We start from the raw sequence: 24686 nt of genomic DNA on the forward strand, positions 1-24686 counted from the left end.
GCTATGCTTTAAGAAAAACCGCCAGCGCGTTTGCCAGTTTTTCGGCATTCCAGTTAATAATATATTGATTATAACATTCCCGGCGCATGCCCTGCTTTTGCTCAGTTGAAAGATTATAAAAATCTGTTATCTTCTTTGCCAGTACTACCCCGGTAATTTCTGCAGGTAAAAGCATACCTACCTGCTCATTTACTATTTCTCCGGTACCGCCAACATCCGTAGCCATAACAGGAATACCTACCGAAAAAGCTTCCATAATTGAAAAAGGCACTCCTTCGCTGGCGCTCACATTTACAAACAGATCAAACGAGTTTTCAGTATAAAAATTCAACACGCGTCTGCTATCCATCATGCCTTCGAAAATAAATTTATCCTCTACCCCAAGCTTTCTGGCCAGGGTTTCCAGTTCATCACGAAGTTGGCCATCTCCCACATGATGCCAAATAATTGGAACCTGAATATGCCGCAGGCTTTCAATCATCACATGCACTCTTTTTACCGGTGATAATAATGAACAGCTTACCACCCGTAAAATACCATCCTGTGAGGCACTGCTTAGCTTGTTGTTGCTTATAGTACCACACCTGAATACCTCCACATTTGCACTAACCCGGGGATATAGTTGCTGCAAATGTTGTTTCCCGGCCAGTGAAGAAGGCGCAATGACCGAAGCGCTATTCAACAGTGCACTACGATAAGGAATATAATTGTTATTCTCGTATTCAAACAAATCGTACCGGTGCATTCGTACAAAGCTTTTGTATAATCGCCGGTTATTTATAAAGGGTAATATTTCACACGAACCCTTCCCCCAATAAAAATAAAAAACTGTATTCTTATCCGCGTTAGATTCGAGTTTTTGAACAAGCGGGTGCTTCAGTAACCTGATAACGTTTAGTGTACTACTAAACCAACTAATAAACCGTGATTTGCTGGTATATACTTTTTTTCGGATAAATTCTTTTAAGAAAGTCCCTCTGTGCTTATGTAGAAAGATCTTTAATAGGTCTTTTTTAGATGACTTCAACTGCTCTTCAGGAAGCAAAGGGCCTTCCAAATGTACACCCTTAGGCAATGGTTTAGGGTTATTATGGTTGCCTCCGTATGAGTAAGGAACTACGATAATGTTATCAAAATGATTGATTAATTCATTTAGTTCATTAGCCTTCCATTGTTCACCGAGGCCATAAGGATATGAAGAAGTGAAATAAATTAAATTCATGCTTATATATTAACCTATTCACCTTTATAGGCTGTACCTGTTATACCGGTTATCATCATCGAGTCTTCAAAAACAATAGTTTTCTTCTTTTTTCTTTTTCTTACCAGCAACCAAACTAATGGCCAAAATAATACTTTAAGAACTTTTCGCAGATGAAAATTCATAGGTGATCGTGTTACCCATAAACCCAACATTTGTCCCAGGCTCTCATTCCATCCACCTGTAGGTTTAAGAGAAACTTTATCGAATCCTGCATTTCTTATAATTCTCTCTAACGAATAAGGCGTATACCTAAACTCATCATAAGGAACTTCATGCAGAGGCCATAAAAAAGGAACTGTAAAAAAAACAAAGCCTCCGGGTTTTAATACTCTTTTTATCTCTTTCATTACAGATAGCAGATCCGGACAATGTTCAAAAACTTCTGTCGACATTACACAATCTACCGATGCATCAGCTAATGGAATTTTATTGCCATCCCAGAAGTAATCAGGCTTTATGTCATAATCTATTTTTCCTGAAGCAATATCAATTCCTATATACTTCTCTATTTTGGTCTTATTTGAAAGCAGTAAAGGTTTGTAAGGCATATCGCCACAACCCAAATCAAGAAAGACACCATGAAATTTATCGAGATTTTCCTCTATGCTGTTAAGTATGGAACGCCTGATATAATATATATCCAGTGTACTATTATTGAGAAACAAATCAAGGAAAAAGGCTGTCTGACGCCAATCTCTCATATATAAAATATTTAAGCGGAATAGCTATTTATAGCTTTATCCAATAAAGTGATACCCGGGTTCTTATCCAGTTTTGCCATTACTGATCTGTGAGCTTCGGCGGCTATTTGGGGCCACTTTTCCTTCTCCGATATTGCCTGTTTAAGCTTTTCAGAAAACATGGACTGTGTAGGTGCTTCAACAATATACCCATTAACTCCATCAATTACCCATTCGTCGTTCCCGCCTACCCTTGTAACTATACAAACACGTCCAAGCACCAATGCTTCAAGTAAAGTAAGCGGAGTGCCTTCCAGCAAGGAAGGCATGAGCAGGCAATGACATTTCTGCCAAATACTGCTTATATCGGTATATGGTTCAATGATTACTTTTTCTGCAACGTTATAATATTTAATCAAATCGGTCAGGTACGCTGCATCTTCTCCTTTACCATAAAGATGGATGATGATATTCGAATTTTTCCAGTAGGGTTCGGCCATCATAGCTACCAGCATATCCTGCCCCTTATCGCTGACAAGAAACCTTCCTACTGCAGCACAATGAATAGTGGTATTCACAGCAGGCAACGGTATCGGTTCAAATATGTTTAGCTTTACGGGGTTTTGAATAACAAAACTGTTCGACAATTCATATGCTAACTGGTGAAATGTGAGCCGTCGGTTTTGCTCAGCTACAAACATTACATATTTGGCATCTTCAAAAAGCGTTATAGTCTCCGCACGATCTTGGGGTTTGAAGTAAGGACCGTTCCCCTGCGACACAATAATATATTTCTTTTTGAAGTTCTTCAACGTACTACGCAGCCAGGGATCATCAGCCGTATAATAAATGCCATCAGTTATAATAATAATATCGGGATTAAAACTTACTACCTCTTTATACGGGTTCAAAGAGTTGGGTTTGGAGATATGTAATTTTTCCGATACCCAATTAATCAACCTTTTACCAAACGATGAAAACCTGGGCCTTTTAAAGACCATGGCTCCCTTTTCCTCAAGGTTTTTAATTGGGAGTGGGTCTTCATCCCACTTATAAACGAATACACCTACCTCATAGTTTCGTTTGATGGCTTCCAATGCGCTTGTATACCACAACTCCTCACTTCCTCCCCAGGGCACACCTCTTATGGTGGTTATATACGCAATTTTCATTTTTCTGAAAGTACTTTTCTTATTTTTCTTAGCGTTTTACTTGCTATGGCAGGGATCCATGGATGGCTCAGATAACCGCTTCCATAGTTTGGGATCTTCAATCTTTTTTTCTTTTTCAATTCTTTATACCGCAGAAAAAGATCAAAGTATTCTTTTGATCTTTCTTTAACCTCATATTTTTCATTGATCAGCCGTAAGGCAGCTTTACTTTTTGTTTCCAGCTCCTGCCGGTTATAATGCAGTTCAGCTATCGCGCTGGCAAATGCATTATTATCACCCACGGGCAACACGTATCCTATATCATTTGTTACTACGGCTGTAATTCCTTCGTTAAATTTTGAAATAACCGGAACACAACCTACGCTCATTGCTTCAAGCATTGCCACGGGTAACCCGTCAAGCCTTGATGGCAAAATGAATATATCATTATTCGCCATTTCATTTACTACTTCCTGGTTTTTAGAAAAAGTAAAAAACTCGGCGTTATCTTTTAGCTCTTGCTGCAAATAGGTTTTCTCTGGTCCGTTCCCAATGATGGTCCATTTTACAGTAATGCCCTGCTCCTGTAAAAGGCGATTGATAACTGGAAGATCATTGGTCCCTTTTTCCGGCTGCAGCCTGGCCGCTATTACTATCTTTAATTCCTTATCTACATTGGGCTTCCTTTGTATTGAAGGAATATTCACACCATAAGGTAGATAGTAAACATCATTTTTACGTTTAGGCAGCAAGCTGCGAAGACGGTTATAAAACTCAATATTGTGTGCGATAAATACATCTATCAAAAAATCAAATCGCACAGCCCTGCTTAAGTACCACTCATCGTGGCAAATAAAAAAAATTGTTTTGTTGTTCCTGCGATGAAGATGCAGCGTGCTAAGTTCAAGGTCAAAGTTGGTAAGAACAGCACCGGCTCTTTCAGAGATCAGCTTTTCTAATCGTGAAGCTCTTATATAGGCATCCTCTCCTGGTGTTTGCTGCAACGGAAAAACAATTTCTTCGCAACAATTAAAAAGAGCTGGCAGTTTTGGATCGTCGCTATTGACGTCGTCAGAAAATATCCACTTCTTATCAAAAGCCTGATATGGATCATTTGATAAAAGGTTATAATAGAAATTTTGAACTCCTCCCAGCTTATACTGGCTAAAAACTATTAGTTCTGGTTTTTCAGCCATATTGCAATTTTTTGAATGCCGCTTTGCAGATCGGTTCCTGGTTGAAATCCCAGGGCCTGTAAAGCGGTTATATCTGCACGCCAGTTTAACGGGTCGCCAATTTTAGTATTGCCTGTAAAACGAATTTTTATATCCCTTTTAAAAACCTTTAAAAAGGTATACACCACTTCTTCTATTGTAACTTCTTTTCCACTGGCTACATTAATAGCCTTGCCATCAAACTTTTCTTTATCGATAATATATTTTATAGCCTGCATTATATCACCAACATAAATAAAATCTCTCGACTCCTTCCCGGTGCCAAACATTTCGATGGAATCGCTGCTGTTTGAGATCTTTTTATGCAAATCCCAGAATAATTGCTTTTTCAACCCTTCGCCATATGCAGAGAATATTCGCAAGCTAATGGTGAACAAATTATGCTGTAAGTGAAATTGTTTACAGATCTGTTCACTATACCATTTATGAAACCCATAAGGCGATAACGGCTGAATAGCATGCGTTTCTTTAATGGGCAATGAAGCAGGATTGCCATATACCGCAGCACTACTAAGATTTATAAATTTACAACCGGGGTTATATTGCCTGATACTGTCTAAAATATTGTATACGTTAACAGTATTGATCATATAGTCCAGTGCCGGATATTGAAAAGACAACTGAACATTGGCAGCACCTGTTGCATTGATGCAAACATCAAAAACCTGGTTTCTGAATATAGACGAAAAATCCGGAAGTTCAGGATTTATCAATAGATAGTCCGGCTCTGCTTTCAAAACAATATCGGCGCATGTTACAGAATAGCCTTCTGAACGAAAATATTGTACAGCATGGCTGCCAATAAACCCTTCTGAGCCAAGAACCAGCAGCTTAATCATGTATATGCATCAGTCTTTAATAAAAAAGGTAAAACCGGAAAATTAATATTTCACAAGAGCACTATCAATCTTTAGTGTTCGGTTCTCTTGTATATCGTAAACCTCCAGACCTTCTATCGTCTTTAATCGTTTATCTCCTGTAACCCGTTCTCCATTTATGACAGCTTCACGAATTTTAGATTTCACATACCCCTCATCAGCGGTAAGAGGTTTAAACTGCCCAAGTTTGTCATTTCTGATAAAATAGGCATTATTTCCTTTGCTATTGCATCCGATAAAGCTATAGCCTTTTTCTTTGCCTAAAGTATACAGGGCTTTTAATGAAGCACCATAATACAATAAAGACGAATGTTTTTCTGACCGTACAAAAGATGGGTCATAAGGAACAGTCCAGGAAGTATTACGTCCAAAAACACTATTGTATTCAACAATTACTATTATGGGATTAATACAATCTATCGCTTTCCAAACCCAATAATCATTTCCATCAATGTCAACGCTCAAAATGCCTACTTCCGCATCAAATTCGGGTTTTTTCAATAAGCTATTGATATTTTCAGCAGTTATAAATGCCTGTTCAGCATACAGCTCACAAGCCCATGATATAACATCTCTTTTTGCGTATTGAATATTTTCAGGATCACCATCTATGATCAGGCCTGTCCAGTTATTATTTATTAATAAAAAGCGGGTATTTGCTTCTGTGTAATTTTCGACACCAAACTCGATAAATGTTTTATTTGGAATGTCGATTTTATTTATCAGATATTGAATTATACCATCATCACCCCATTGAGAAAATACCTGAAATTCAACTTCGGAAAGACTTGTTATAGATGATTTTTGTGCATTCAACGACGACTGGATCTGGCCAAGGTTAACCTTGCTGCTTTTCAGATCATTTGTCAATAAATTGTATATCTCCGGTATTTGACTAACGTCGTTATTTCTTTGTCTTAGCTTCCGAAAAAATTTTTTCATCATTTATGACTATTTGAATACCCTAGTATCTTTTTTGATTTTCTTTATACTGCCGTCTTTAGTTCTGTTGGCCTGGTATAATCAAAATATCTCTTTAAATCATTGATTGGTTTTTCAAAGAGAAACCAGGATAAAGTCGATATCAAAACGGTTGTTAAAAAATATATTATCGAATTGGTCAATAGTGAATGGTTTTCATCCCAGCCGATATAACTAAATAAATAAGGCATAAAATGGTGATAAACGTAAATGCCGTAACTTATTTTTCCCAGATAGGTAATGATTTTATTTTCCAGAATGTACTTGAAAACACCTTTGAATGAAGTAGTACTGGCAACTCCTATTAGCCAAAAACAAAAAATTGAATAGGTAAGTCTATAAAAAACACTGGAAAAAAAAGTATAAGTGGAACCCAAAAATGATACGGTGTAAAGGCCTACAGCAATAGCTAAAAAAAGAAAAAATAAATATTTTCTTTTTAAAAGTTCCTGCAATTTCTCGGGTGAAAATATTTTATAAAAGGCAAGAATTGACCCTATACCGAAACAATCAAAACAACATGGAGTTAGTGAGTAAGAAGCCCATTCGTATTGCCTTAAGAAAAAGAACACAAAAACCTTACTTAAAAAAGCGAGACCAATAATTATATAAAACGATTTTAGGATCAATCTTAAAGGAACGAATAGAATTACAAACGGAAATACAATATAAAACTGTTCTTCAACTGCTAATGACCAAAGATGGGTGAAGAAGCCACATTGACCGGAATTTATTGTACAAAGGATATTAGTAGTATAGGTAAAAAACCAGATAAAATGAGTTTCACTGGTTGGTATTTTTATTAATCTTCCGGCAAAGATGACAAAATAATATAATGGAAATATTCGTAGAAATCGCCTTATATAAAATTGTTTCAAAGCCAACGGCGTTGAAACTCCATTTTTCTTTACTTGCAAAAGAATTTGGGTTATCAAGAACCCGCTCAATACAAAAAAAAGGTTAACTCCAGCCGAGGCAAAAAAAGGATTAATATTTTTTAAATATGAAATATTAAGCCAATGCCCGCTCATTACACCGCCAACTGCAAAAAATCTAAGGCCATCTAATTGTAGAATGTAATTGCCGGTTACCGAATTTTCCTGCATTGTATTAAAGAATGAATATTTTTTATTGTCGGGCTAACTTATTGTCACTTGTATATGAAGAATATGCAAATCACCATTTATTAAAGAGTCATTTTCGGCCTGATTTTTTTGCAATTCGTTTAACAAAGTTGATTCCTCGTCTGGCTAGTGTAGGAGACAGGGAGTTAGGTGGGTTCATAAAACGATCTTTTGCTAACATTAGCTGTTTTTGCAAGATTTTATTGTGAGCAAATCCTTCGATCATATAATTATATGCTTCAATTATATATTGCCTCATCCGCTCTCTTTCCTGTAGAGTCCATATACCATTTGAATGTATTCTGTGCACACCCATTACTTTTGGCAGATACCAAAAATCACCATACTGGGCATTTAATAAATGCAGCGGCCAATCACCCATTTTTAGCTTACTATGCCATTCAGGAAAATCGCCAAATAATTGGTTACGATATACTATTGAGCATGTGGGTATAACATTTTCAAAGCTGAGATCATTAAAAGAAATTGTTCTGGCTGTAGGGTAATTGCAATACAAAAAGGAGGCTGTATCATCATCTTCATACCGCTCTTCCGTATTGTGAAAACAACCAACATATTCAGGGTGCTTTTCAAGAATATCTACCTGGGTCTGCAGTTTGGTATCATCACACCAATAATCGTCCCCGTCGCAAAGCGCAACATATTTTGATACACACTCTTTCCATACCACTTTACTGTTAACATATGGCCCTACATTCTTTTCATGAAAAAAAACCTTCAGCTTATCTGGATATGACCTGAGATATTTTTCAATGATAGGCCGGCTTGCATCAGTAGAACAATCTTCACCGATAATTAATCTGTACTTAAAATCTGTCTTTTGTCTTAAGACACCCTCAATAGTTTGCGCTATAAATTTTTCATGGTTATACACGCACATTGGAATATCAAGCAAATAACCTTCCTGATCTGTCATATTTTTTCACATGCAATAATGAAAAAATTAATTTGAACGCCCCAAAAATTATCCATGCATTTGCAAATTGCAATGTTTTTAAAATAAGGGGAGAACGTTTGCCTTATCTCCTCCTCATTTTCAAAGGTTCTGAATATATAACCGTTCCTTAAGTTATATATATCATTCGTGATCAAAACATGGCCATCCTCAAGCTTAATACAATCCTTTAAAATAAAATTATCCGGAGCGGGTAATGAAGCAATAAAAGTACCGCCTGATTTTAGTACACGGTGAATCTCCCTGATATTGTCATTGAAGCTAGTGCCTTTATCTACATAGTAACATGAATGGCAGGCAAGTAAATAATCAAAATAACTGTTCTCAAATGGGATGCTGGCACTAACACCGCGTTTCAAAGTGGCCTCAATGCCAAGGGTATTAAGCTTTTCCCCGGCCATGTTGAGAATATCATCTGTGATCTCTACCCCATGAATATCAAAATTGCAGTTGTTCAGTAAAGGCATATTTCTGCAATCACCAAAACCCAGATCGAGCAATTTTGCATTGGGATATTTGGTTTTGTCCAAATTAAGATCAGGATATTTACCTAAAAAGGTTCTTATAACCCATTCAGTTGGATAAATATGTTGTGAGCTGACCTTTTTATGAAAATTGGTGTAGGTTTCTTGTACGTTTTCCATAAAAATTATTTTTCTAATACTGCAACTCCAAATCCATTTTGGCCAAAATTGTTACCGCAGTAAAACATGTATATTTTACCATTTAATTCAACTACATGGGGATAGCATACCATTTCAGCATCCCACCCCGCATCTGAAATAGTGAGATCACTCATTTCATCAGCACGGATCCAATCCACATAGTTTTCGCCAAATGCGTAGCCAATTCTATATCCGTTTTCCTTATTGCGAAAATTCAATCCATGCCGGTAAGAAAAGAAAATGTGATTTTTATTGTCAAAATTTATAAAGCTTGCGCTGGTTTGACATTCTTTGGGAACAATTGTAGGGATCACTTGTCTATTTTCTTCCGACCAATGAATTCCGTCGCTTGAGGTTGCAAACCGGGTTATATATACAGATTCATAATGGTCCTCGAGTAAATTCCATTCAGTTCCCGAATTGTACCACATAATAAAACTATCCTTACTTAATCGCTTTACTCTTGGGCATGCCTGGAGATAAGGATCAGAGAAAGTAGCACCCATGATTGGCCCCTTTGCATACCGTTCAAATGTTTTACCATTATCCTTACTGATTGCCAATCCGTTTGACCATTTATACGGCACTGAATGCATACGAGTCCAGCCAACGTAGTATAGCCATATCTCGTTTCTGTCCTTCATATTTATAACCGATCCAGGCATAATTCCAAATTCATCAAAATCTCCAGGCCCGCCTAAATTCAATACAGGTTTTTCGGCAACTTCAATTAACTTGAAAGGCTCCTTCTTTTCAAAATCCGCATATGCCGTATTACTTACGCAATTACCAAATTCGTCTCTTTGGGGTCTCGTAGTAAAATAAATTCTTAACCTGTCTTCTAATTCAAGAACATTAGGATTTTGAGAGTAATGATGCATCCAATCTTTCTGATGCCTGGTAGGATCAAAGATCTGACCCAGCTTTCTCCATTTCAACATTCTTATTTAATTATTATTTTTCCAATTGCTTTTTTGCTGCACTCACTACCACTTCTTCCAGCCATTCAGACATTCCTTTTCCTGATCTTTTACGTGCTTCGTGTGCGAGTTTTTTTGCCTCATCAGATATTCCTTCAAGGTTGCCATAATACCTCTTCCAATGCGTTCCGCCCCGCTCACTTGGAATTGGAATATGGTAATTGGCTTTAGGTTCACCATCTCCTACAGTGAATTCAAGTAAAAAGAATGCTCCCATCATGATCCATTCTACCTTAACATTCCTTGCTTCTACAGGAAGTGATTTAAATGGCACTTCATAACCGATAAGTGGGTTAGAATTGATCATAACTTTCCCAAACTCAGTATTACGCAACCACGGTCCAATTCCCTCATCACCTACTACTACCTTTCCGCCAGGCTTTACGACCCTGGCCAACTCCTTCAAACATCTTTCAACTTCTGAAAAAGTATTGATGCCTCCGAAATGCAGCGCTGCATCGAAATAATTATCCGGAAAGGAAAGATAGCTGGCATTTGCTATTGAATACTCAATTATATCTTCATGTTCTTTTAATCTTTCATGAGCTTTGGCAAGGAAAGCCGGTGATAACTCCTGAAAGTACAGCCTGGCGTTTTTGCTGAGCCTTTTTACAATATGAAGAGCACCGCGGCCATCTCCGCCACCTATTTCCAATACTTTGTTGTCTGACTGCAAGTTCAATCTATTAGTCATATCCTTACGCACTTCCTCTTCACTTGTATGGAAAGTTTGAAATGGGATGCTGGCAAATTTATCATACTCTTCCGCCAGTTTATTGTACAGGTCTTTCGTTTGCTGATCGATATTGGCCAGTTCTTTGGGCCATGTAAAATCTGGCAAACTGTTCTCAATGGCGAACTCATGATTATTATCACACCGCAATTTGCCATTTATAACATTATCACCTTCTTCCTTAATGGAAATCAGTGATAATGAAGAAAGACAACAGGGACACCTATAAACATTGGCATCATTCCGTTTCATTACTTTTTTGTTTTATTGAAAATAGATAAGAAGTTATATGTACAGCTATACCTGAAACCCAGGCTTTCTGCTGTTTTTAAGGACCCGTAATTTTCCTCAAAACAGTCCCAATTCGGTATAATACCGTTATCTAGTGAATACGCTACAAATTTGGCCACTACCAGCCTGGCCAATCCTTGTTTTTGATATGCAGGCAGGGTTGCTACATCAATCTCTGCTGCGTTATTGGCGACACAGGCTGCATAACAGATTGAAACAGGAATGCCGGCTTCGTTATTTACTACAAACCCAAATCCGTTATTTAAAAAATCCTGTTTTGATCTCCAAAATTTATCAGATAATGAAAGATTAAAAGCTGAAAGATCATCAAAATTTGAATTATCGATTTTCACTACAGAAAATCCATGCGGCACTGCCACTTTTTGATCCGGCGGTTTTATATCCAGATATTTTAATTGAATCCTTTTTCTTACCCTTATATTGATCTTATCATTATGCGCTTCACAAAAATCAATTAAATCGGCGGGCGTATCGTATATATGGAAATAAATAGGTAATTCACCTGACTGTAGAAAGAAGGACAATAAATCGGGATAGTTGGCCCTATCACTAATTGTCAAATAAGAAAACGCAGCTTTATGAAAAACAAAATAAAATGTTTCCCTTTCATCACCAAAGATCCTTCCTTCCTGCAGATTTGACACTACCGCATTAATTAAAGGAAACTTTGAAACGATATTGACAGGATGATCGCTGAACTTTATCTCCTTCAACATTACAGAGATGAAAAGTTCGACATTCTTAAAAACTGGTTACTGGTTAATCGCAATGGCTTTTGGGCCTCGGCTATAACTACCTTATCATCTTCCAGATTTTTTATAACAAGCGTATTCGCGCCTAAAAAACAATTTTTCCCAAGCGTTACACTATGCCCAACTGTAGCATTCACTGCTAAAAATGTATTGGCGCCAATATGTACATTACCAGAAATATTACAGCAGGAAGTAAGCCAGCAATTATCTTCAATAACTGAATGATGTCCTACCATTGCCCCACTCCAAATGAATACATTATTTGCAATACGTACGCAGGGATGAATTACAGCGGGAGGCATAATAAAACAATTCCAACCGGTTGTTACGTTTAATGGCAAATTAGCGCGCGGACTGATAATGGACGCCAGTGCATATCCTTTTTCCATTGCTTCCCTGCATTTCGTTTCACGTAACCGGTTCAGGTCGTGATAGCCTACTGCCACGAACATATCATACCGATCGGGTGGATAATTTTTTGCCACCTCTTCGAAGGCTACTACCGGTAAATCCTGGAAAGTGGGTATAGTTCTATATTTTTCATCAACACAAAAACAAGCGATTGAAAACCCACATTCTTCTTTGGCATAATAATATACCACTTCTGCAATTTTACCGATCCCGAAAATAACCAGTTGCTTTTGCATATTAGAGATTTGACAGTTGTTTGCGATCTATTTTGCCATTAGCATTCTTGGGCAACACATCCAAAATGGTAATGTTGCGTGGTACCATATAAGGCGGTAATAGTTTTTTAATGTCAGCCATCAGGGTGGCGGTATCTTTATTCTTGTCTGCAAGGCTCACAAACGCTTTTATCTGGCCCAGTTCTGCACTGATCTTTTCATACACAACACCTATTTCATCTACGTAATCAAGTGTGCTGAAAGCGGCTTCAACTTCTTCCAGTTCTATTCGATAACCCATATGTTTGATCTGGTTATCGATACGGCCTCTAAAATAGAGATATCCATTGCTTCCTTTTTCAACCACATCGCCGGTTTTATACATCAACTGATTGTACTTGCTTTTCGGATTTTGTACAAACGACTTACTTGTTCTTTCAAAGTCATTGTAGTACCCGGCACCAACACAAGGCCCAATAAGGGCCAGTTCACCGAAATTTTCATTTTCTGCGTCAATCGGAATGATCTCATAACCGAAGTTAGGAGCAATATTTCCAAGCGGGGCCAGCTCATTCATATTATCAAAGTCAGCCGCATTGATTATGTAAGAAGAACAGATACATGTGCATTCAGTAGGACCATATACATTATATAAAGTTATACGGTCATTGAACATATCATATAACTGCTTCAGTTTATTTTTTGGAAATCCTTCACCGCCAAAGGAAATACGTTTTATAGAAGGGAAATCATTCTTACTGAGTGCTTTTGTAGTAAGCAGGTATACCAATAAGGAGGGAACCGAAAACCAGATAGTACACGCCGATTGGTTTATGGCCTGTACCAGTTGCCGTGCATTTTTCACCAGTTCATGTGATAAGGGCACAAGCGTTGCTCCATTATATAAAGATGTGTAAAAATCAAATACCGAATTGTCAAAGTAAATAGGGTTGGCATTAGTAAATACATCTTCGGGCGTTACATCAAAAGTTTGTTTTCCCCATTGAATAAAATTCAGTACGTTATTATGGGTCATAACAGCACCTTTGGGAAAACCGGTTGATCCGGACGTAAACATGATATAAGCCGGCGTGCTTCCGTGTACAACGGAAGTTTCCTGAAAATTATCTTTGTTTAAAGCTGAGATCTTCGATTTAATATCATCATGCTCTAAAACGAATACGGGTGTTTTTGAAAATGATTTCTTAAAAGCTCCAATCGTTTCGCTTTCCTCTCTATCGAAAAAAACAGCTTTAGGCAAACAGGTATTTAAGATCTTTTCAATACGCGCCCATGGACTCGAAACATCCAGGTTAGTATATATAATGCCTGTTTTTAAACAGGCCAGCATTAGCGAATATGCAAATACAGATTTTTCATTAAATATAGCTACCACATCGCCTGCTGATAAGTTGTTCTGTATTAAAAATCGGGCAATTTGATTCGAAAGCTGATTTATTTCAGCGTATGAATAACTAGCACCATCAGGATATCTTAATGCAGTTTTGCTTTGATGCTTTTCAGCTATATTATAGAATCCAAGGCCAAGATTGTATTGATAATGCATATGCTTAAATAGTCAGCCCACCATCCAAAGACAGTGTTTTTCCGTTAAAATAATCGTTTTCAATAATGAAAGTCATGGCAGAAAGTAATTCATCGAGCGCTCCCAACCGGCCCAGCGGAACGCTTTTTTGCCATTTCGCCAACATATTTTCGCTTAGGCTTTCACGGGTAGAAGGCGTTTCAAAAAAGCCTGGCGCAACAGAAACACACCTTATCTTAAACATGCCTAATTCCTTACTCCATGTTTTTGAGAGCGCTTCTACCGCCGCTTTTGAAGCAGCATACGCAGATTGCCCCACATTTCCCTGTGCTGATATGGAACTAATATTAATGATCACACCTTTTTGCTTATGAAGTACCATTTGCTCAGCAACATTTGCAGTAACATAAAATACTGCATTCAAATTCACATCAATCACCTTTTGCCAGTTGGTCAGATTATGCTTTTTATCACCCCGCGATAAAATGTTTATGAGTGGTTCACTATGTATAATGCCTGCATTGTTTATGCACACATTTATGCCCCCATGTTTCTGAAATATTTCTTGTATGGTAGATTCAACTTCGGCAGGTTGCGTAATATCACAGGTGTATTTTATCAAACGTGGATGACTTTCCAGTTTTTTTAACAGGTCCTGATCCCGATCGATGACAACAACACTGGCAACCTTTTCAAGCAAACGAAGTGCTATAAACTGGCCTATACCACGGCCTGCTCCAGTAATTAAAACCCGGGCGGTAGAAAGATCCATTATAATTCTTTGCCTTTGGAAGTGATAACCTTTTTTATATCTGCGATCTTTTGCATGGATGCGATCTCATCGCCAGTCACCTCTATCCCGTAAGCTTCCTCCAGTTTCGTAATAAAAAACATGTGCGAAAGAGAATCCCACTCTCCGAAATCCATTAACAAGGTTTCATCAGTAAAGTCTGACTCATTCACGTTGAAAGATTCCTTTAAAACTTTAGCTAATTGCATTATAACCAATTTTAGTTGTAAGTGTATACTTATTAAGCAGTTCGCGAGCGGTTGACACATCAACAAACATCAACACATCTATAATCGACAGCGCAGATTGGAAATTATCCCTTTCAAACTGGTGATACTTTATATCATCCATGTTAATGAATCGCAACCGGATGTTTTTTGCAGTGAACGGCTCTTCTTCATAGATCTCAACTCCATTCTTAGGATTGATATATTGGTCAGCCTTTAAAATGTCACAAATACTTAAAATTTTATCCTGCCCATTTTGTTTTTCTTCTGTCTTATATGATAAATCTGAAGACCGTAAGAATCGGGTTGGCAGGTTCATCAATTTGGCAATTTGCTCAACACTGTCCGATGTTATTTCACCGATCAACCGGTATTCCTTTGAATAAAAAAAGTCCTCCAGCCATTTATAAAAAAAAGAAAAGTTTGGCGCCTTCTTATAGTTCAACTCCAGCAGTTTTAAAAAATCTTTACGCCATTTATCATATTCCGCAATCTCGATCTCATTGATCAGCCGGTTTTGACTGGCCTTTACCAATGGTATAGTAAATCGAAATGGTTCGTTATTCTGTAGAATGCGATTCCTGTTGATCCAGCCTTTGTTAATGTAATTTACATCATCAAAAAAAACGAACGTATCCACTGCACCAACCAGTTGATAGTATCCCAGATAAGGAAATACATAAGGCTGCATTACGGCGATGTTCATGAAAGCATCTCTTTTAAAGTTGTAGTAATTAGTTCAATATCTTTATCTTCCAACCCCGGAAACACAGGCAGGCAAAGTACTTTGGTGCTAATTTCCTCCGCTATTTGGCAATTAACTTTATGCGGTAGTGTTTGTGGCAGTTTATTAAGTGAGGGATAAAAATATCTGCGGGTGTTAATTTGCTTTTTTGCAAGGGCTTCCTTAACCTTCAACAGGCATTTCTCGGTTTCAAATATTACCGGTAAATATGAATAATTATATTCAAAATCAGGTAACTCAAAAGCCGGCCTTTTAAGTTCAGCAGGTAAAAGAGAAGCGTATACCGAGAATAACCGTTTGCGCTCTTGTAGAATTTCACTCATTTTAGGCAATATTGCCAAACCCATGGCAGCATGAAACTCAGAGTTTTTACCATTAATGCCTATTGAATAATAGTCATCGCCTATATGGCCAAAGCTCCTGTACAATAACAGTTTTTGAGCCAGCTCATCATTAAAAATGATACACCCGCCTTCAACTGTATGGAATAGTTTGGTTGCATGAAAACTGCAGGTTGATATATCTCCATAACTTAATAAAGCGCGACCTTTATAAGTACAGCCAAATGCATGTGCTCCATCATATATCACTTTCAAATTGTGTTTAGCTGCAATAGCTTCTATTTTTTCAACATCGCAGGGAATACCATAAACGTGTGTTGCCAATATAGCCTGGGTATTTGGCGTAATAGCGTTTTCAATTTTGTTGGCATCAATACACAGGGTTTCCCGATCAACATCAACAAATACAGGCGTACACCCTTCCCATAACAATGCATTAACTGTTGCTACATATGAAAAAGGGGTGGTTATTACTTCTTTGGTAATATTTAAAGCTTTCAGGGCCATTTGTAATACAATGGTCCCATTAGTGCAATAGAATAAATTATTTAAAGAAAGATAATCCTTGAGGTTTTTTTCTAACTCCAGTACCAGCTCACCATTGTTGGTGATCCAGGCCTTGTCCCAGGCCCTTTTCAAAATGGCCATATATTCTTCAAAGGGAGGCAGATATGTCTTTGTAACATTTATCATTTTATCTTATTCTAGGGTAAAATCTAGCATTGGTCTTACAAATCCTGGCCATTTGCCATGCCAGCCACTGGCATCCCTGTTTTCCTGCACCTCAAAAGAAACGGCATGTTCATAATGGTACATCACACTAGACCGATCTGCAACTACCATCATAGACACTGAATAGATCCCGTCATTTAACAAATTGGCGGGGATACGACAAATACCTTTATGCAATCCTTTTGAAAGTTTAAGTGCAGGAGTGCCCACGTTAAAAACGCACTCCTGGGCAATTGTGTAAAGGTGAAGACTTAAATTAATTGTTTTATTTTCAATATAATTCCAGAACTCAAACTCAATATCTACCTGGGTATTTACAGTAATGGGACTTAATTCATTATCAAGCCTTGGGCAAACCTCTATCCGCTTAACTTTCACCAATTCATTGCCCGGCGCCTCCGTTGGATCTTCAAACACCTGACGCAGACTGCTATTGACATAATGCGACAAATAATTATTAATTACCTGATTGGTTGGTCCCATCTCAGCCACTCTTCCATTACGCATGTACAATACTGAATCGCATAAGTTTTTTATCGCAGTCATGTTGTGGCTTACAAATAAAATGGTGCGCCCATCATTGCTGCTCACATCCTTCATTTTACCAAGGCATTTTTTCTGGAACTCAGCATCCCCTACAGCTAATACTTCGTCAACAATCAATATTTCAGGTTCCAAATGTGCTGCTACTGAAAATGCCAGGCGTACATACATACCTGAGGAGTATCTCTTTACAGGTGTATCAACATATCTTTCAACGCCGGCAAATGAAACAATGTCGTCGAATTTGTGCTTTATTTCATTCTTCGTCATGCCCAAAATGGCGCCATTTAAAAAAATATTTTCCCGGCCAGTAAGTTCCGGATGAAATCCGGTTCCAACTTCAAGCAAACTAGCCACACGCCCTTTTATTTTTACATTCCCTTTTGTTGGAGCTGTAGTACGACTTAAAATTTTTAACAGGGTGCTTTTACCTGCTCCGTTACGGCCAATGATTCCCAAAACTTTTCCATGCTCTACTTTAAAGTCCACTTCCTGCAAGGCCCACACGTATTCGCTATTCCCTTTTGTTGTACGTTCATTTTCCTCACCGATCTTCATATATGGATCCTCTTTTCCCCGAACGCGATACCACCAACGGTTTATATCGTGCGCCATGGAACCAGTACCAATTTGCCCTAACCGGTATTGCTTTGAAAGATGATTAACTTCTATAACAATGTCGCTCATATCTTTTGACTGGTGTTATTAAACCGTATCCATAAAGTCTTTTTCTACCTTATTAAAGATCAACATGCCTGTTACTACTACTACTATCATAAAAATAAAGCTATACAGCAAGGCACTCATACTTACAGTAGCACGGCTAAAAAGACAATAGCGAAATGCTTCTACAATAGGTGACAGCGGGTTGATTCCAACCAGCCACTGGTATTTTGTTGTTTCCAGAAAAGAAAATGGATATGCGATTGGAGTAACATACATGCCTAGCTGAACTGCAAAAGTCAGCAGCAGTGCCATATCGCGGTACTTGGTAGTAAGAGAAGATATTATAACCCCTAATCCAAACCCAATGCCTGCCATTAATATTACCAGAACGGGTATAAACAACCAGTAATAAGTAATTACAATAGGCACACCCTTAAAAGCATACCATATCATGAAGATCAATAACAAGCCAAATTGAATTCCAAAACGGATGATATTAGAGATCACTATGGATAAAGGTATAACCAGTCTGGGAAAATATACCTTTCCAAAGATGGAAGCATTAGTTACAAACGTAGTTGATGTGTTGGTTAAACAGGCTGCAAAATAGTTCCAGATAGCGATACCCGACATATAAAAAAGGATCGGCTCAATTTCATCGGTACCTATTTTTGCCACACTTCCAAAAAGGAAAAGAAAAACAAGTGTAGTAAGCAGGGGTTGAATAACATGCCACAGCGGGCCGAGAATGGTTTGTTTATACTGAGCTACAAAATCTCTTCGAACAAACAACCACATCAGATCGCGATACTGCCATACATCTTTCAAATTAAGCCTGAAAAAGCTGGTTTTGGGCTCAAGAACAATATCCCAATGTTCATGTGTGTTGTTTACAACTGAATCCCTCATATTGCGTCAATCGAAATCCTCTATTTTTATGATCAAATAAAACCTACTCTCTACTTTTTCAACCCGGGCAACCACTTCTTCCATCCTTTAGGTTTGGTTGTTCCATTTTCAAAATATCCATTGGCTGTGCCATTCCCTCCATATCCATATCCATATCCATAACCATAACCGTATCCATAGCCACCATATCCATAGTAACCACCATAACCTCCACGGGCGTTAATGTCATTTACAATAATGGAGAGATGCGGCAATTTTTTATTCTGGTAAAGATCATCGATCAATTGTATTTGCTTTTTCAGCGTATAATTGTGTCGAACAATATATACCGTTGCATTTGCATAACGCCCCAGCGTCAAAGCATCACTTACAAGTCCAACGGGCGCAGTATCTATAATTATTGCATCAAACTGCATACGTAGATCTTTGAATAATTGTTCTATCCTCTCATTCAAAAGCATTTCAGCAGGATTAGGTGGCACGGGTCCACATGGAATAACATATAACCCTTCTACCTCAGGTACCGGATGTACGATCTCAGAAAATGACACATTACCTATAATATAATTGGTAATCCCTTTCCTTTCCAGCATGCCCAATCCTTTCATGATCTTCGGTTTGCGAATATCAAATTCAAGGATCACAGTACGCTTTCCCGACAAAGCTAGCACCGAACCCATATTCGTACTAACAAATGATTTTCCTTCACCGCTGTACGATGACGTAACCATTATAATTGGCTTTTCAGCATTAGGCAGTATGTACTGCAAATTTGAGCGGATAATTCTAAACTGTTCAGCCAGAAATTTGCGGTTGTTGCGCGTAACAACCAGGGCATTTTTCTCTTCTGCATGCCCTACCTCACCCAGGATTGGCGCATCTGTCAATTGCTCTATTTCACTCTTGCTTTTTATTTTATCGTTCAAATATTCAATCAAAAATATAATACCTCCCGGAATGGCAATTCCAACTAATATAGCAAGAATGTACAACGACTTTCTATTTGGACTAACAGGTACTCCGGAAGACATGGCTGATTCAACCACTTTTATGTTGGAAATAGTGGAAGCAGAGGCTATGGCTGTTTCCAGCTTTTTTTGCAACAAATACTGGTATAATTCCTGCAAAATACTTTGCTGCCGTTTAACTTCAAGCAACTGTTTTTCCTTGGCGGGAATGGCGCTGATCAACTGGTTCGCTTCCCTGCCTTTCTTCTCTATTTCCTCCAGGGCCAGCGTATGGGTTTGCCGCACATTTCTGAGCGTTTCAATCATATCGGTACGCAGCTTTTCAATAGCTGTTTCCAATCCAAGGATCCGAGGATTATTGGGCGCTGTAGTTTTTAAGGCTGTTTCTCTATCAAGCTGAAATTTGTTGAATTCAGTTATTTGTTGCAATAACGCGGGTTCACTTATACCCATCATGGTAGGAATAATCCTGTTCCTGTTCTTGGCATCAGATAAATAATCGATCAGGTAATCAGTTATTTTTAAATTAATCCCATGTTCCGCTTGTTGCTTATTGCTCTCTGAAAGCTCATTAAAAGATAATTGCGCTTGCGCCTCGGGGTTAAATACCCGTTTGCTTTCCCGGTATTTTTGAAGATTACGTTCTACGCCACCCAATTCATCAAAAACCGCCTTTAGTTGCTCATTAATAAACTCAAGAGTTCTGGCAGCAATTTCTTTCTTATCTTCCAAACTGCTTTGACGGTACTCTTCTATATATTGATTAACAACATCCACACCCAGTTTGGTATTTTCTGACTGATACGAAAGAGCAAGCATATTTGTATAATCGTTTACACGATTAACGTTAATGCTTCCACTTAAACCGGCTGCCATTCTTTCCAAAGGGCTCCATGAAACTATAAAATTATTACTCGTAAATCCCTGCCAGCTTTTATTGTTAGCAGTAATACGAAATTTGGCGCCTGACTGAGCGATCACTTCATTATAATAATGTTTCTGAGGCTGTTCATTTAAGGTAAATTGTTTATCCTGAAAAGATATCTGCACACCAAATCCCCTGCTTGAATCGGAAATTTCCAGAATTTCAAAGTTAAACGGCACATCACCCGGATAAACTATCGTGGAACGGATTTTCCCAATATTATATATTGATTTTTGCATGCCCAGTGAACGTATTACCCGGGCAGCCATAGACCGGGATTTGATCAACTCCATTTCGTCATTGATCTTTTCACTGCGTTGCGTCATAAAGATATCATCAAATTTATCGCCCCTTCCTCCCTGCATTGTCTGACTGCTAACGAGCAGTTTACTGGATACATTGTAAATGGGAGTAGAATAGCGCAACTTTATGTAAGCAGCCACCAGCATCACTGCCAAAGAAATAACAATCCATGGCAGATAGCGGATATACCGAAAAATAATTTCCCGGGGACTTACAGATTGCTTTGTACGTTGATTTTCTATATTTTGACCTGACATATAATTCTATCTTCTGAATATAGTAATAAATACAGCGGCTAACGAAATAAGACTTGTAGCTATTGAAATATTGCGAATGGTTGACTGATCATTTGCGGCAGCTTTATTCTTCGTTACATCCACAACTACTAAATCATTTTGCTGCAGATAGAAATAAGGAGATAAAAACACATTCGGGTCCCTGAGATTTAACCGGCCAAACTGCCGTACGCCATTTGTTTCCCGCACCACCACCACGTTGTCGCGTCGACCAAATGCCGTGATATCTCCGGCCATACCTACTATTTCAAAAGCATTTACCTTATCAACCGGTACAGAATATTGACCAGGTTTGTTCACTTCTCCAATTACAGTTACTTTATAATTAAGGAACCGGACTTCTACAAACGGATTTTTCAATAAACCCTGGTTGGTATATAAAGACACTAACGTATCGGCCAATTGTTGCTTGGTTTTACCTTCTACAGAAAGAAGCCCCAGTTTGTATACCTGAATTTCGCCATGCTGGTTAACAAGAAAGCCAGGCTGAAATGAATTACCGCTACCTGTAACGCCTGCATTAACACCAGCCGAAATCGAAGATAAGGAACCTGCCCCATTCGACATCGGATTCGTAACCGCCGCAGTAGCCAATGCATCATCACTATACACTGTAATGTTTAATAGATCGCCTTTTTGAATAACCGGTTCAGGAACGTGTATTTTGCTTAAACGTGCAGTATCAAATGACCCCTGCAAATACTGTAAGTTTTTTATATTACCGCACGAAGTGCTTATGAGCACAACAAAAAGTGCAATTATTACAACCGAAAAGTATTTCATGCTGTGATTAAGGTGATTCAATGGTTTATTTGTCAAGAAGTACAATTTTTGATTTATCAATATAGGCTGAAAGAACAAACCCAATACTTTCAATAACTACTTCTACTTTTTTGTGCAAAACTTTCTTCACCGTGCCTTCTTTGCCCATTAAAATACCACTTTGTACCATTACCCGCTTACCAGCTTTAATTTCAATGGGCCTTACCTCTACATCATGATGGTCGTTCAGGAATTTTTTAATGGTTTCAATTTCCTTTTCCTTAATAATAGCAGGCTTTCCTAACCAATAAATAAAGTTTACCACCCCTTGTGTCATACGAACATCTGTTTTTTCTTCTTCATTTACTTTTACAAACACGTATGACTTAAACAGGGGGTCATTAACTATTTTAATGCGATCGCTCCATTTGCGATGCACTTTATTGAGCGGGCAATAACTTTCAATTCCCTTTTCTTCCAATAGCTTATGCACTTTTTTTTCCCAGCGGGGCCTGGTATAAACAGCAAACCATTTTTTTGATGTTTGTGCAGCCATAGAATTAAACAAGGTGCAAGCGTAAAAACCAATCCTTACAACAGCTCCAAATCATATCCAATTACCTGGATCTTTGAGCTCAAAACTTCGCATAGCTTCGCCTCGTCAGTCACAAAAATTTCTTTGCAACCGATTGATTATAAATTAATTGAAACTATATCAACTACTAATAGACGCAATAATAAAAGGGCATAAGTGAGCCACTTCAATGAAGTACTCCTTATACCCTTCCACTATAAAATATATTTAGTGTAACAATTAGCGCTGACACAGGAATTCTTTCCATGTTTTTATTCTAAAGCACGGAAGTTTTAACCATTCGGTACTTCCATCGGCAAAAGTCTGCAAATGCTACCTGAACGGGTGCAAATATAGGTGTTTTTTAATGTGTATAAGCATGTGCAAAAAATCTTAAACCCTTATTTTTCAATCAAAAATGTCATTTTCTCAGTCACAACCAGTTATCAATAATTGAAAAAATATATTAAAGCAGGAATAAGACACCCCCTATTAAGCACCCTCCAGCGATTGCCGCAAGGTAAATAATCATTTTAATAATAATAGCTTTCCCAAGCCGCAAAGCCAGGTATTATTTGTCCTTCAAATAACCTATACACCCATCACACCACAATTATACATATGCCCCTTACATCCATTTAACATGTGTGCACCCGCCCTGCGTAAATATCGTGCCCAAAAACGCATATGAAATAAGAATATTGTTAGATTAATATAAGCTGACGCTCGTTCGCAAAATCTGCATAGCATTGCCAATCCACGCTTCCCAATATCTTGTTTGCTGTTCACGGGTTCCTTATCTTTCCTTTTTAAATATAATGTCTTGCAAAAACGCTTCTATTCCCTTGATGTTTTCCGGGGCGCCACTGTAGCTTTTATGATTCTGGTAAATAACCCCGGAAGCTGGTCAAATTTGTATGCACCGCTTGCACATGCATCGTGGCATGGCTGTACACCTACCGACCTGGTTTTTCCTTTCTTCTTATTTGCAGTAGGTAATGCCTTAGCCTTTGTGATGCCAAGGCTTGAACAGGCAGGAACCGCAGCCTTTCTTAAAAAAGCGATCACACGTTCACCGCTGATCTTTCTTATAGGTTTTTTCCTTAACTGGTCGCCCTTTATAAGGTGGGATAATGAGCAATTGGTCTTTAAAGCCTGGGAATATGCAGGGCCGAACGGCACCTTGACAGGTATACGTATTTTGGGTGTTTTGCAACGTATTGCGCTTTGTTATTTATTCGCCTCCCTGATCATTTATTTTTTTAAAATACGCGGTGCATTTGTTACCTCCATTGTTTTGTTATTAGGTTATTGGATGTTGTGTATGTTGTTGGGAAACCCTGCCGATCCCTATAGTCTGAATGGCTATTTTGGAGTGGGAATAGATAAAGCAATACTGGGCGAATCGCATATGTATCATGGAGAAGGGGTGGCTTTTGACCCGGAAGGTATTTCCAGCACACTCACGTCTATTGTTCAGGTGATCTTTGGCTATTTCGTTGGTTTTTACATTCAACAAAAGGGAAAGAACTTTGACATGCTGGCTCATTTATTTGCAGCCGGCTGCATCCTGATCTTTACAGGATTTGTATGGGATATGGTGTTCCCCATTAATAAAAAAATATGGACAAGCTCTTACGTGCTTTACACCACAGGTTTGGCTACCCTGCTACTTTCTGTTTGCATATTTTTCATTGAATTCAAGGAAACAAAAGGTTGGTGGAGTCGCTTTTTTGATGTGTTTGGCAAAAATGCCTTGTTCATTTATTTCCTGAGTGGATTTTTACCTCGCGTTCTGGCCATCTTCCGCTGGGTAGATCATATAGATGAGGAAGGCAAGAAAGTGTATACAAGTACACTACCCTGGTTTTACCAGCATGTTTGCAAACCCGTATCAGACAACCTGAAAAACGGTTCCTTACTATATGCGATTTGTATGATCATCTTCTATTGGCTGATCGTGTATGTTATGGATAAGAAGAAGATCTACATTAAAGTTTAA

At 38.2% G+C, this 24686-nt stretch carries 24 protein-coding genes; 1 reads left to right on the plus strand and 23 read right to left on the minus strand.

The window, feature by feature from the left end:
- Position 1: 1 nt before the first annotated feature.
- From FAM09_RS05315 to FAM09_RS05425, 23 genes are all read right to left on the minus strand, one after another.
- Entirely contained in the window at positions 2 to 1222 is a 1221-nt protein-coding gene (locus FAM09_RS05315) for a glycosyltransferase (RefSeq protein WP_136576016.1), read from the minus strand.
- A gap of 14 nt (positions 1223 to 1236) precedes the next feature.
- A complete protein-coding gene (locus FAM09_RS05320) occupies positions 1237 to 1965 on the minus strand; it encodes a class I SAM-dependent methyltransferase (protein WP_136576017.1) in 729 nt (242 codons plus the stop codon).
- Between the two features lie 11 nt (positions 1966 to 1976).
- Complete coding sequence (locus FAM09_RS05325; protein WP_136576018.1) at positions 1977 to 3116, minus strand: glycosyltransferase family 4 protein; 1140 nt, start codon at positions 3114 to 3116, stop codon at positions 1977 to 1979.
- Complete coding sequence (locus FAM09_RS05330; RefSeq protein ID WP_136576019.1) at positions 3113 to 4291, minus strand: glycosyltransferase family 4 protein; 1179 nt, start codon at positions 4289 to 4291, stop codon at positions 3113 to 3115. The genes FAM09_RS05325 and FAM09_RS05330 overlap by 4 nt, the downstream gene beginning before the upstream one ends.
- Positions 4270 to 5169 (minus strand): NAD-dependent epimerase/dehydratase family protein, encoded by a 900-nt coding sequence (locus tag FAM09_RS05335; RefSeq protein ID WP_208025481.1) that lies wholly within the window; start codon positions 5167 to 5169, stop codon positions 4270 to 4272. Before FAM09_RS05335 ends, FAM09_RS05330 begins: the two co-directional genes overlap by 22 nt.
- Before the next feature lie 42 nt (positions 5170 to 5211).
- Entirely contained in the window at positions 5212 to 6153 is a 942-nt protein-coding gene (locus FAM09_RS05340; protein ID WP_208025482.1) for a hypothetical protein, read from the minus strand.
- 41 nt (positions 6154 to 6194) lie between these two features.
- Positions 6195 to 7295, minus strand: a complete 1101-nt coding sequence (locus FAM09_RS05345; protein ID WP_136576020.1) for an acyltransferase family protein — start codon at positions 7293 to 7295, stop codon at positions 6195 to 6197.
- A gap of 88 nt (positions 7296 to 7383) precedes the next feature.
- On the minus strand, positions 7384 to 8250 hold the full coding sequence (locus FAM09_RS05350; RefSeq protein WP_136576021.1) for a glycosyltransferase: 867 nt from the start codon (positions 8248 to 8250) through the stop codon (positions 7384 to 7386).
- Positions 8247 to 8933, minus strand: coding sequence for a class I SAM-dependent methyltransferase (locus tag FAM09_RS05355; protein WP_136576022.1), 687 nt, complete (start codon positions 8931 to 8933; stop codon positions 8247 to 8249). The genes FAM09_RS05350 and FAM09_RS05355 overlap by 4 nt, the downstream gene beginning before the upstream one ends.
- Positions 8934 to 8938: 5 nt before the next feature.
- A complete protein-coding gene (locus FAM09_RS05360; protein WP_136576023.1) occupies positions 8939 to 9892 on the minus strand; it encodes a sialidase family protein in 954 nt (317 codons plus the stop codon).
- A gap of 16 nt (positions 9893 to 9908) precedes the next feature.
- Positions 9909 to 10919, minus strand: coding sequence for a class I SAM-dependent methyltransferase (locus FAM09_RS05365; RefSeq protein WP_136576024.1), 1011 nt, complete (start codon positions 10917 to 10919; stop codon positions 9909 to 9911).
- Positions 10919 to 11695 (minus strand): GNAT family N-acetyltransferase, encoded by a 777-nt coding sequence (locus tag FAM09_RS05370; RefSeq protein WP_136576025.1) that lies wholly within the window; start codon positions 11693 to 11695, stop codon positions 10919 to 10921. Before FAM09_RS05370 ends, FAM09_RS05365 begins: the two co-directional genes overlap by 1 nt.
- Positions 11695 to 12378: a NeuD/PglB/VioB family sugar acetyltransferase gene (locus FAM09_RS05375; RefSeq protein ID WP_136576026.1), complete on the minus strand. Its 684-nt coding sequence runs from the start codon at positions 12376 to 12378 to the stop codon at positions 11695 to 11697. Before FAM09_RS05375 ends, FAM09_RS05370 begins: the two co-directional genes overlap by 1 nt.
- A gap of 1 nt (position 12379) precedes the next feature.
- The gene (locus FAM09_RS05380) at positions 12380 to 13924 is read right to left on the minus strand and encodes an AMP-binding protein (protein WP_136576027.1); all 1545 of its coding nucleotides are present in this window, start codon (positions 13922 to 13924) and stop codon (positions 12380 to 12382) included.
- 4 nt (positions 13925 to 13928) lie between these two features.
- Positions 13929 to 14675, minus strand: a complete 747-nt coding sequence (locus FAM09_RS05385; protein WP_136576028.1) for an SDR family NAD(P)-dependent oxidoreductase — start codon at positions 14673 to 14675, stop codon at positions 13929 to 13931.
- Positions 14675 to 14902, minus strand: a complete 228-nt coding sequence (locus tag FAM09_RS05390; RefSeq protein ID WP_208025483.1) for an acyl carrier protein — start codon at positions 14900 to 14902, stop codon at positions 14675 to 14677. The genes FAM09_RS05385 and FAM09_RS05390 overlap by 1 nt, the downstream gene beginning before the upstream one ends.
- Positions 14889 to 15626, minus strand: a complete 738-nt coding sequence (locus tag FAM09_RS05395; RefSeq protein ID WP_136576030.1) for a WbqC family protein — start codon at positions 15624 to 15626, stop codon at positions 14889 to 14891. The genes FAM09_RS05390 and FAM09_RS05395 overlap by 14 nt, the downstream gene beginning before the upstream one ends.
- Complete coding sequence (locus FAM09_RS05400; RefSeq protein WP_136576031.1) at positions 15623 to 16699, minus strand: DegT/DnrJ/EryC1/StrS family aminotransferase; 1077 nt, start codon at positions 16697 to 16699, stop codon at positions 15623 to 15625. The genes FAM09_RS05395 and FAM09_RS05400 overlap by 4 nt, the downstream gene beginning before the upstream one ends.
- A 6-nt stretch (positions 16700 to 16705) precedes the next feature.
- Positions 16706 to 17968 carry an ABC transporter ATP-binding protein gene (locus tag FAM09_RS05405; RefSeq protein WP_136576032.1) on the minus strand — a complete coding sequence of 421 codons (1263 nt, stop codon included), beginning with the start codon at positions 17966 to 17968 and terminating at the stop codon, positions 16706 to 16708.
- Positions 17969 to 17986: 18 nt separating this feature from the next.
- Positions 17987 to 18856, minus strand: a complete 870-nt coding sequence (locus FAM09_RS05410; protein ID WP_136576033.1) for an ABC transporter permease — start codon at positions 18854 to 18856, stop codon at positions 17987 to 17989.
- A gap of 50 nt (positions 18857 to 18906) precedes the next feature.
- Complete coding sequence (locus FAM09_RS05415) at positions 18907 to 21309, minus strand: GumC family protein (protein WP_136576034.1); 2403 nt, start codon at positions 21307 to 21309, stop codon at positions 18907 to 18909.
- A gap of 6 nt (positions 21310 to 21315) precedes the next feature.
- Entirely contained in the window at positions 21316 to 22131 is an 816-nt protein-coding gene (locus tag FAM09_RS05420; RefSeq protein WP_136576035.1) for a polysaccharide biosynthesis/export family protein, read from the minus strand.
- Positions 22132 to 22156: 25 nt separating this feature from the next.
- Positions 22157 to 22666, minus strand: coding sequence for a UpxY family transcription antiterminator (locus FAM09_RS05425; protein ID WP_136576036.1), 510 nt, complete (start codon positions 22664 to 22666; stop codon positions 22157 to 22159).
- A gap of 841 nt (positions 22667 to 23507) precedes the next feature.
- On the opposite strand from FAM09_RS05425, the gene FAM09_RS05430 reads away from it, so the two are divergent.
- A complete protein-coding gene (locus FAM09_RS05430; RefSeq protein ID WP_136576037.1) occupies positions 23508 to 24686 on the plus strand; it encodes an acyltransferase family protein in 1179 nt (392 codons plus the stop codon).

This window comes from Niastella caeni, from assembly GCF_004834005.1.
Lineage (GTDB): Bacteria > Bacteroidota > Bacteroidia > Chitinophagales > Chitinophagaceae > Niastella > Niastella caeni.

Bases quoted from the DNA above. Each gene is read 5' to 3' on its own strand.
- FAM09_RS05380 (WP_136576027.1), bottom strand. From the start codon at position 13,924: ATGCATTATCAATACAATCTTGGCCTTGGATTCTATAATATAGCTGAA.
- FAM09_RS05335 (WP_208025481.1), bottom strand. From the start codon at position 5,169: ATGATTAAGCTGCTGGTTCTTGGCTCAGAAGGGTTTATTGGCAGCCAT.
- FAM09_RS05405 (WP_136576032.1), bottom strand. From the start codon at position 17,968: ATGAGCGACATTGTTATAGAAGTTAATCATCTTTCAAAGCAATACCGG.
- FAM09_RS05370 (WP_136576025.1), bottom strand. From the start codon at position 11,695: ATGTTGAAGGAGATAAAGTTCAGCGATCATCCTGTCAATATCGTTTCA.
- FAM09_RS05410 (WP_136576033.1), bottom strand. From the start codon at position 18,856: ATGAGGGATTCAGTTGTAAACAACACACATGAACATTGGGATATTGTT.
- FAM09_RS05355 (WP_136576022.1), bottom strand. From the start codon at position 8,933: ATGGAAAACGTACAAGAAACCTACACCAATTTTCATAAAAAGGTCAGC.
- FAM09_RS05350 (WP_136576021.1), bottom strand. From the start codon at position 8,250: ATGACAGATCAGGAAGGTTATTTGCTTGATATTCCAATGTGCGTGTAT.
- FAM09_RS05400 (WP_136576031.1), bottom strand. From the start codon at position 16,699: ATGATAAATGTTACAAAGACATATCTGCCTCCCTTTGAAGAATATATG.
- FAM09_RS05375 (WP_136576026.1), bottom strand. From the start codon at position 12,378: ATGCAAAAGCAACTGGTTATTTTCGGGATCGGTAAAATTGCAGAAGTG.
- FAM09_RS05425 (WP_136576036.1), bottom strand. From the start codon at position 22,666: ATGGCTGCACAAACATCAAAAAAATGGTTTGCTGTTTATACCAGGCCC.
- FAM09_RS05345 (WP_136576020.1), bottom strand. From the start codon at position 7,295: ATGCAGGAAAATTCGGTAACCGGCAATTACATTCTACAATTAGATGGC.
- FAM09_RS05325 (WP_136576018.1), bottom strand. From the start codon at position 3,116: ATGAAAATTGCGTATATAACCACCATAAGAGGTGTGCCCTGGGGAGGA.
- FAM09_RS05395 (WP_136576030.1), bottom strand. From the start codon at position 15,626: ATGAACATCGCCGTAATGCAGCCTTATGTATTTCCTTATCTGGGATAC.
- FAM09_RS05420 (WP_136576035.1), bottom strand. From the start codon at position 22,131: ATGAAATACTTTTCGGTTGTAATAATTGCACTTTTTGTTGTGCTCATA.
- FAM09_RS05390 (WP_208025483.1), bottom strand. From the start codon at position 14,902: ATGCAATTAGCTAAAGTTTTAAAGGAATCTTTCAACGTGAATGAGTCA.
- FAM09_RS05320 (WP_136576017.1), bottom strand. From the start codon at position 1,965: ATGAGAGATTGGCGTCAGACAGCCTTTTTCCTTGATTTGTTTCTCAAT.
- FAM09_RS05330 (WP_136576019.1), bottom strand. From the start codon at position 4,291: ATGGCTGAAAAACCAGAACTAATAGTTTTTAGCCAGTATAAGCTGGGA.
- FAM09_RS05385 (WP_136576028.1), bottom strand. From the start codon at position 14,675: ATGGATCTTTCTACCGCCCGGGTTTTAATTACTGGAGCAGGCCGTGGT.
- FAM09_RS05365 (WP_136576024.1), bottom strand. From the start codon at position 10,919: ATGAAACGGAATGATGCCAATGTTTATAGGTGTCCCTGTTGTCTTTCT.
- FAM09_RS05415 (WP_136576034.1), bottom strand. From the start codon at position 21,309: ATGTCAGGTCAAAATATAGAAAATCAACGTACAAAGCAATCTGTAAGT.
- FAM09_RS05315 (WP_136576016.1), bottom strand. From the start codon at position 1,222: ATGAATTTAATTTATTTCACTTCTTCATATCCTTATGGCCTCGGTGAA.
- FAM09_RS05340 (WP_208025482.1), bottom strand. From the start codon at position 6,153: ATGATGAAAAAATTTTTTCGGAAGCTAAGACAAAGAAATAACGACGTT.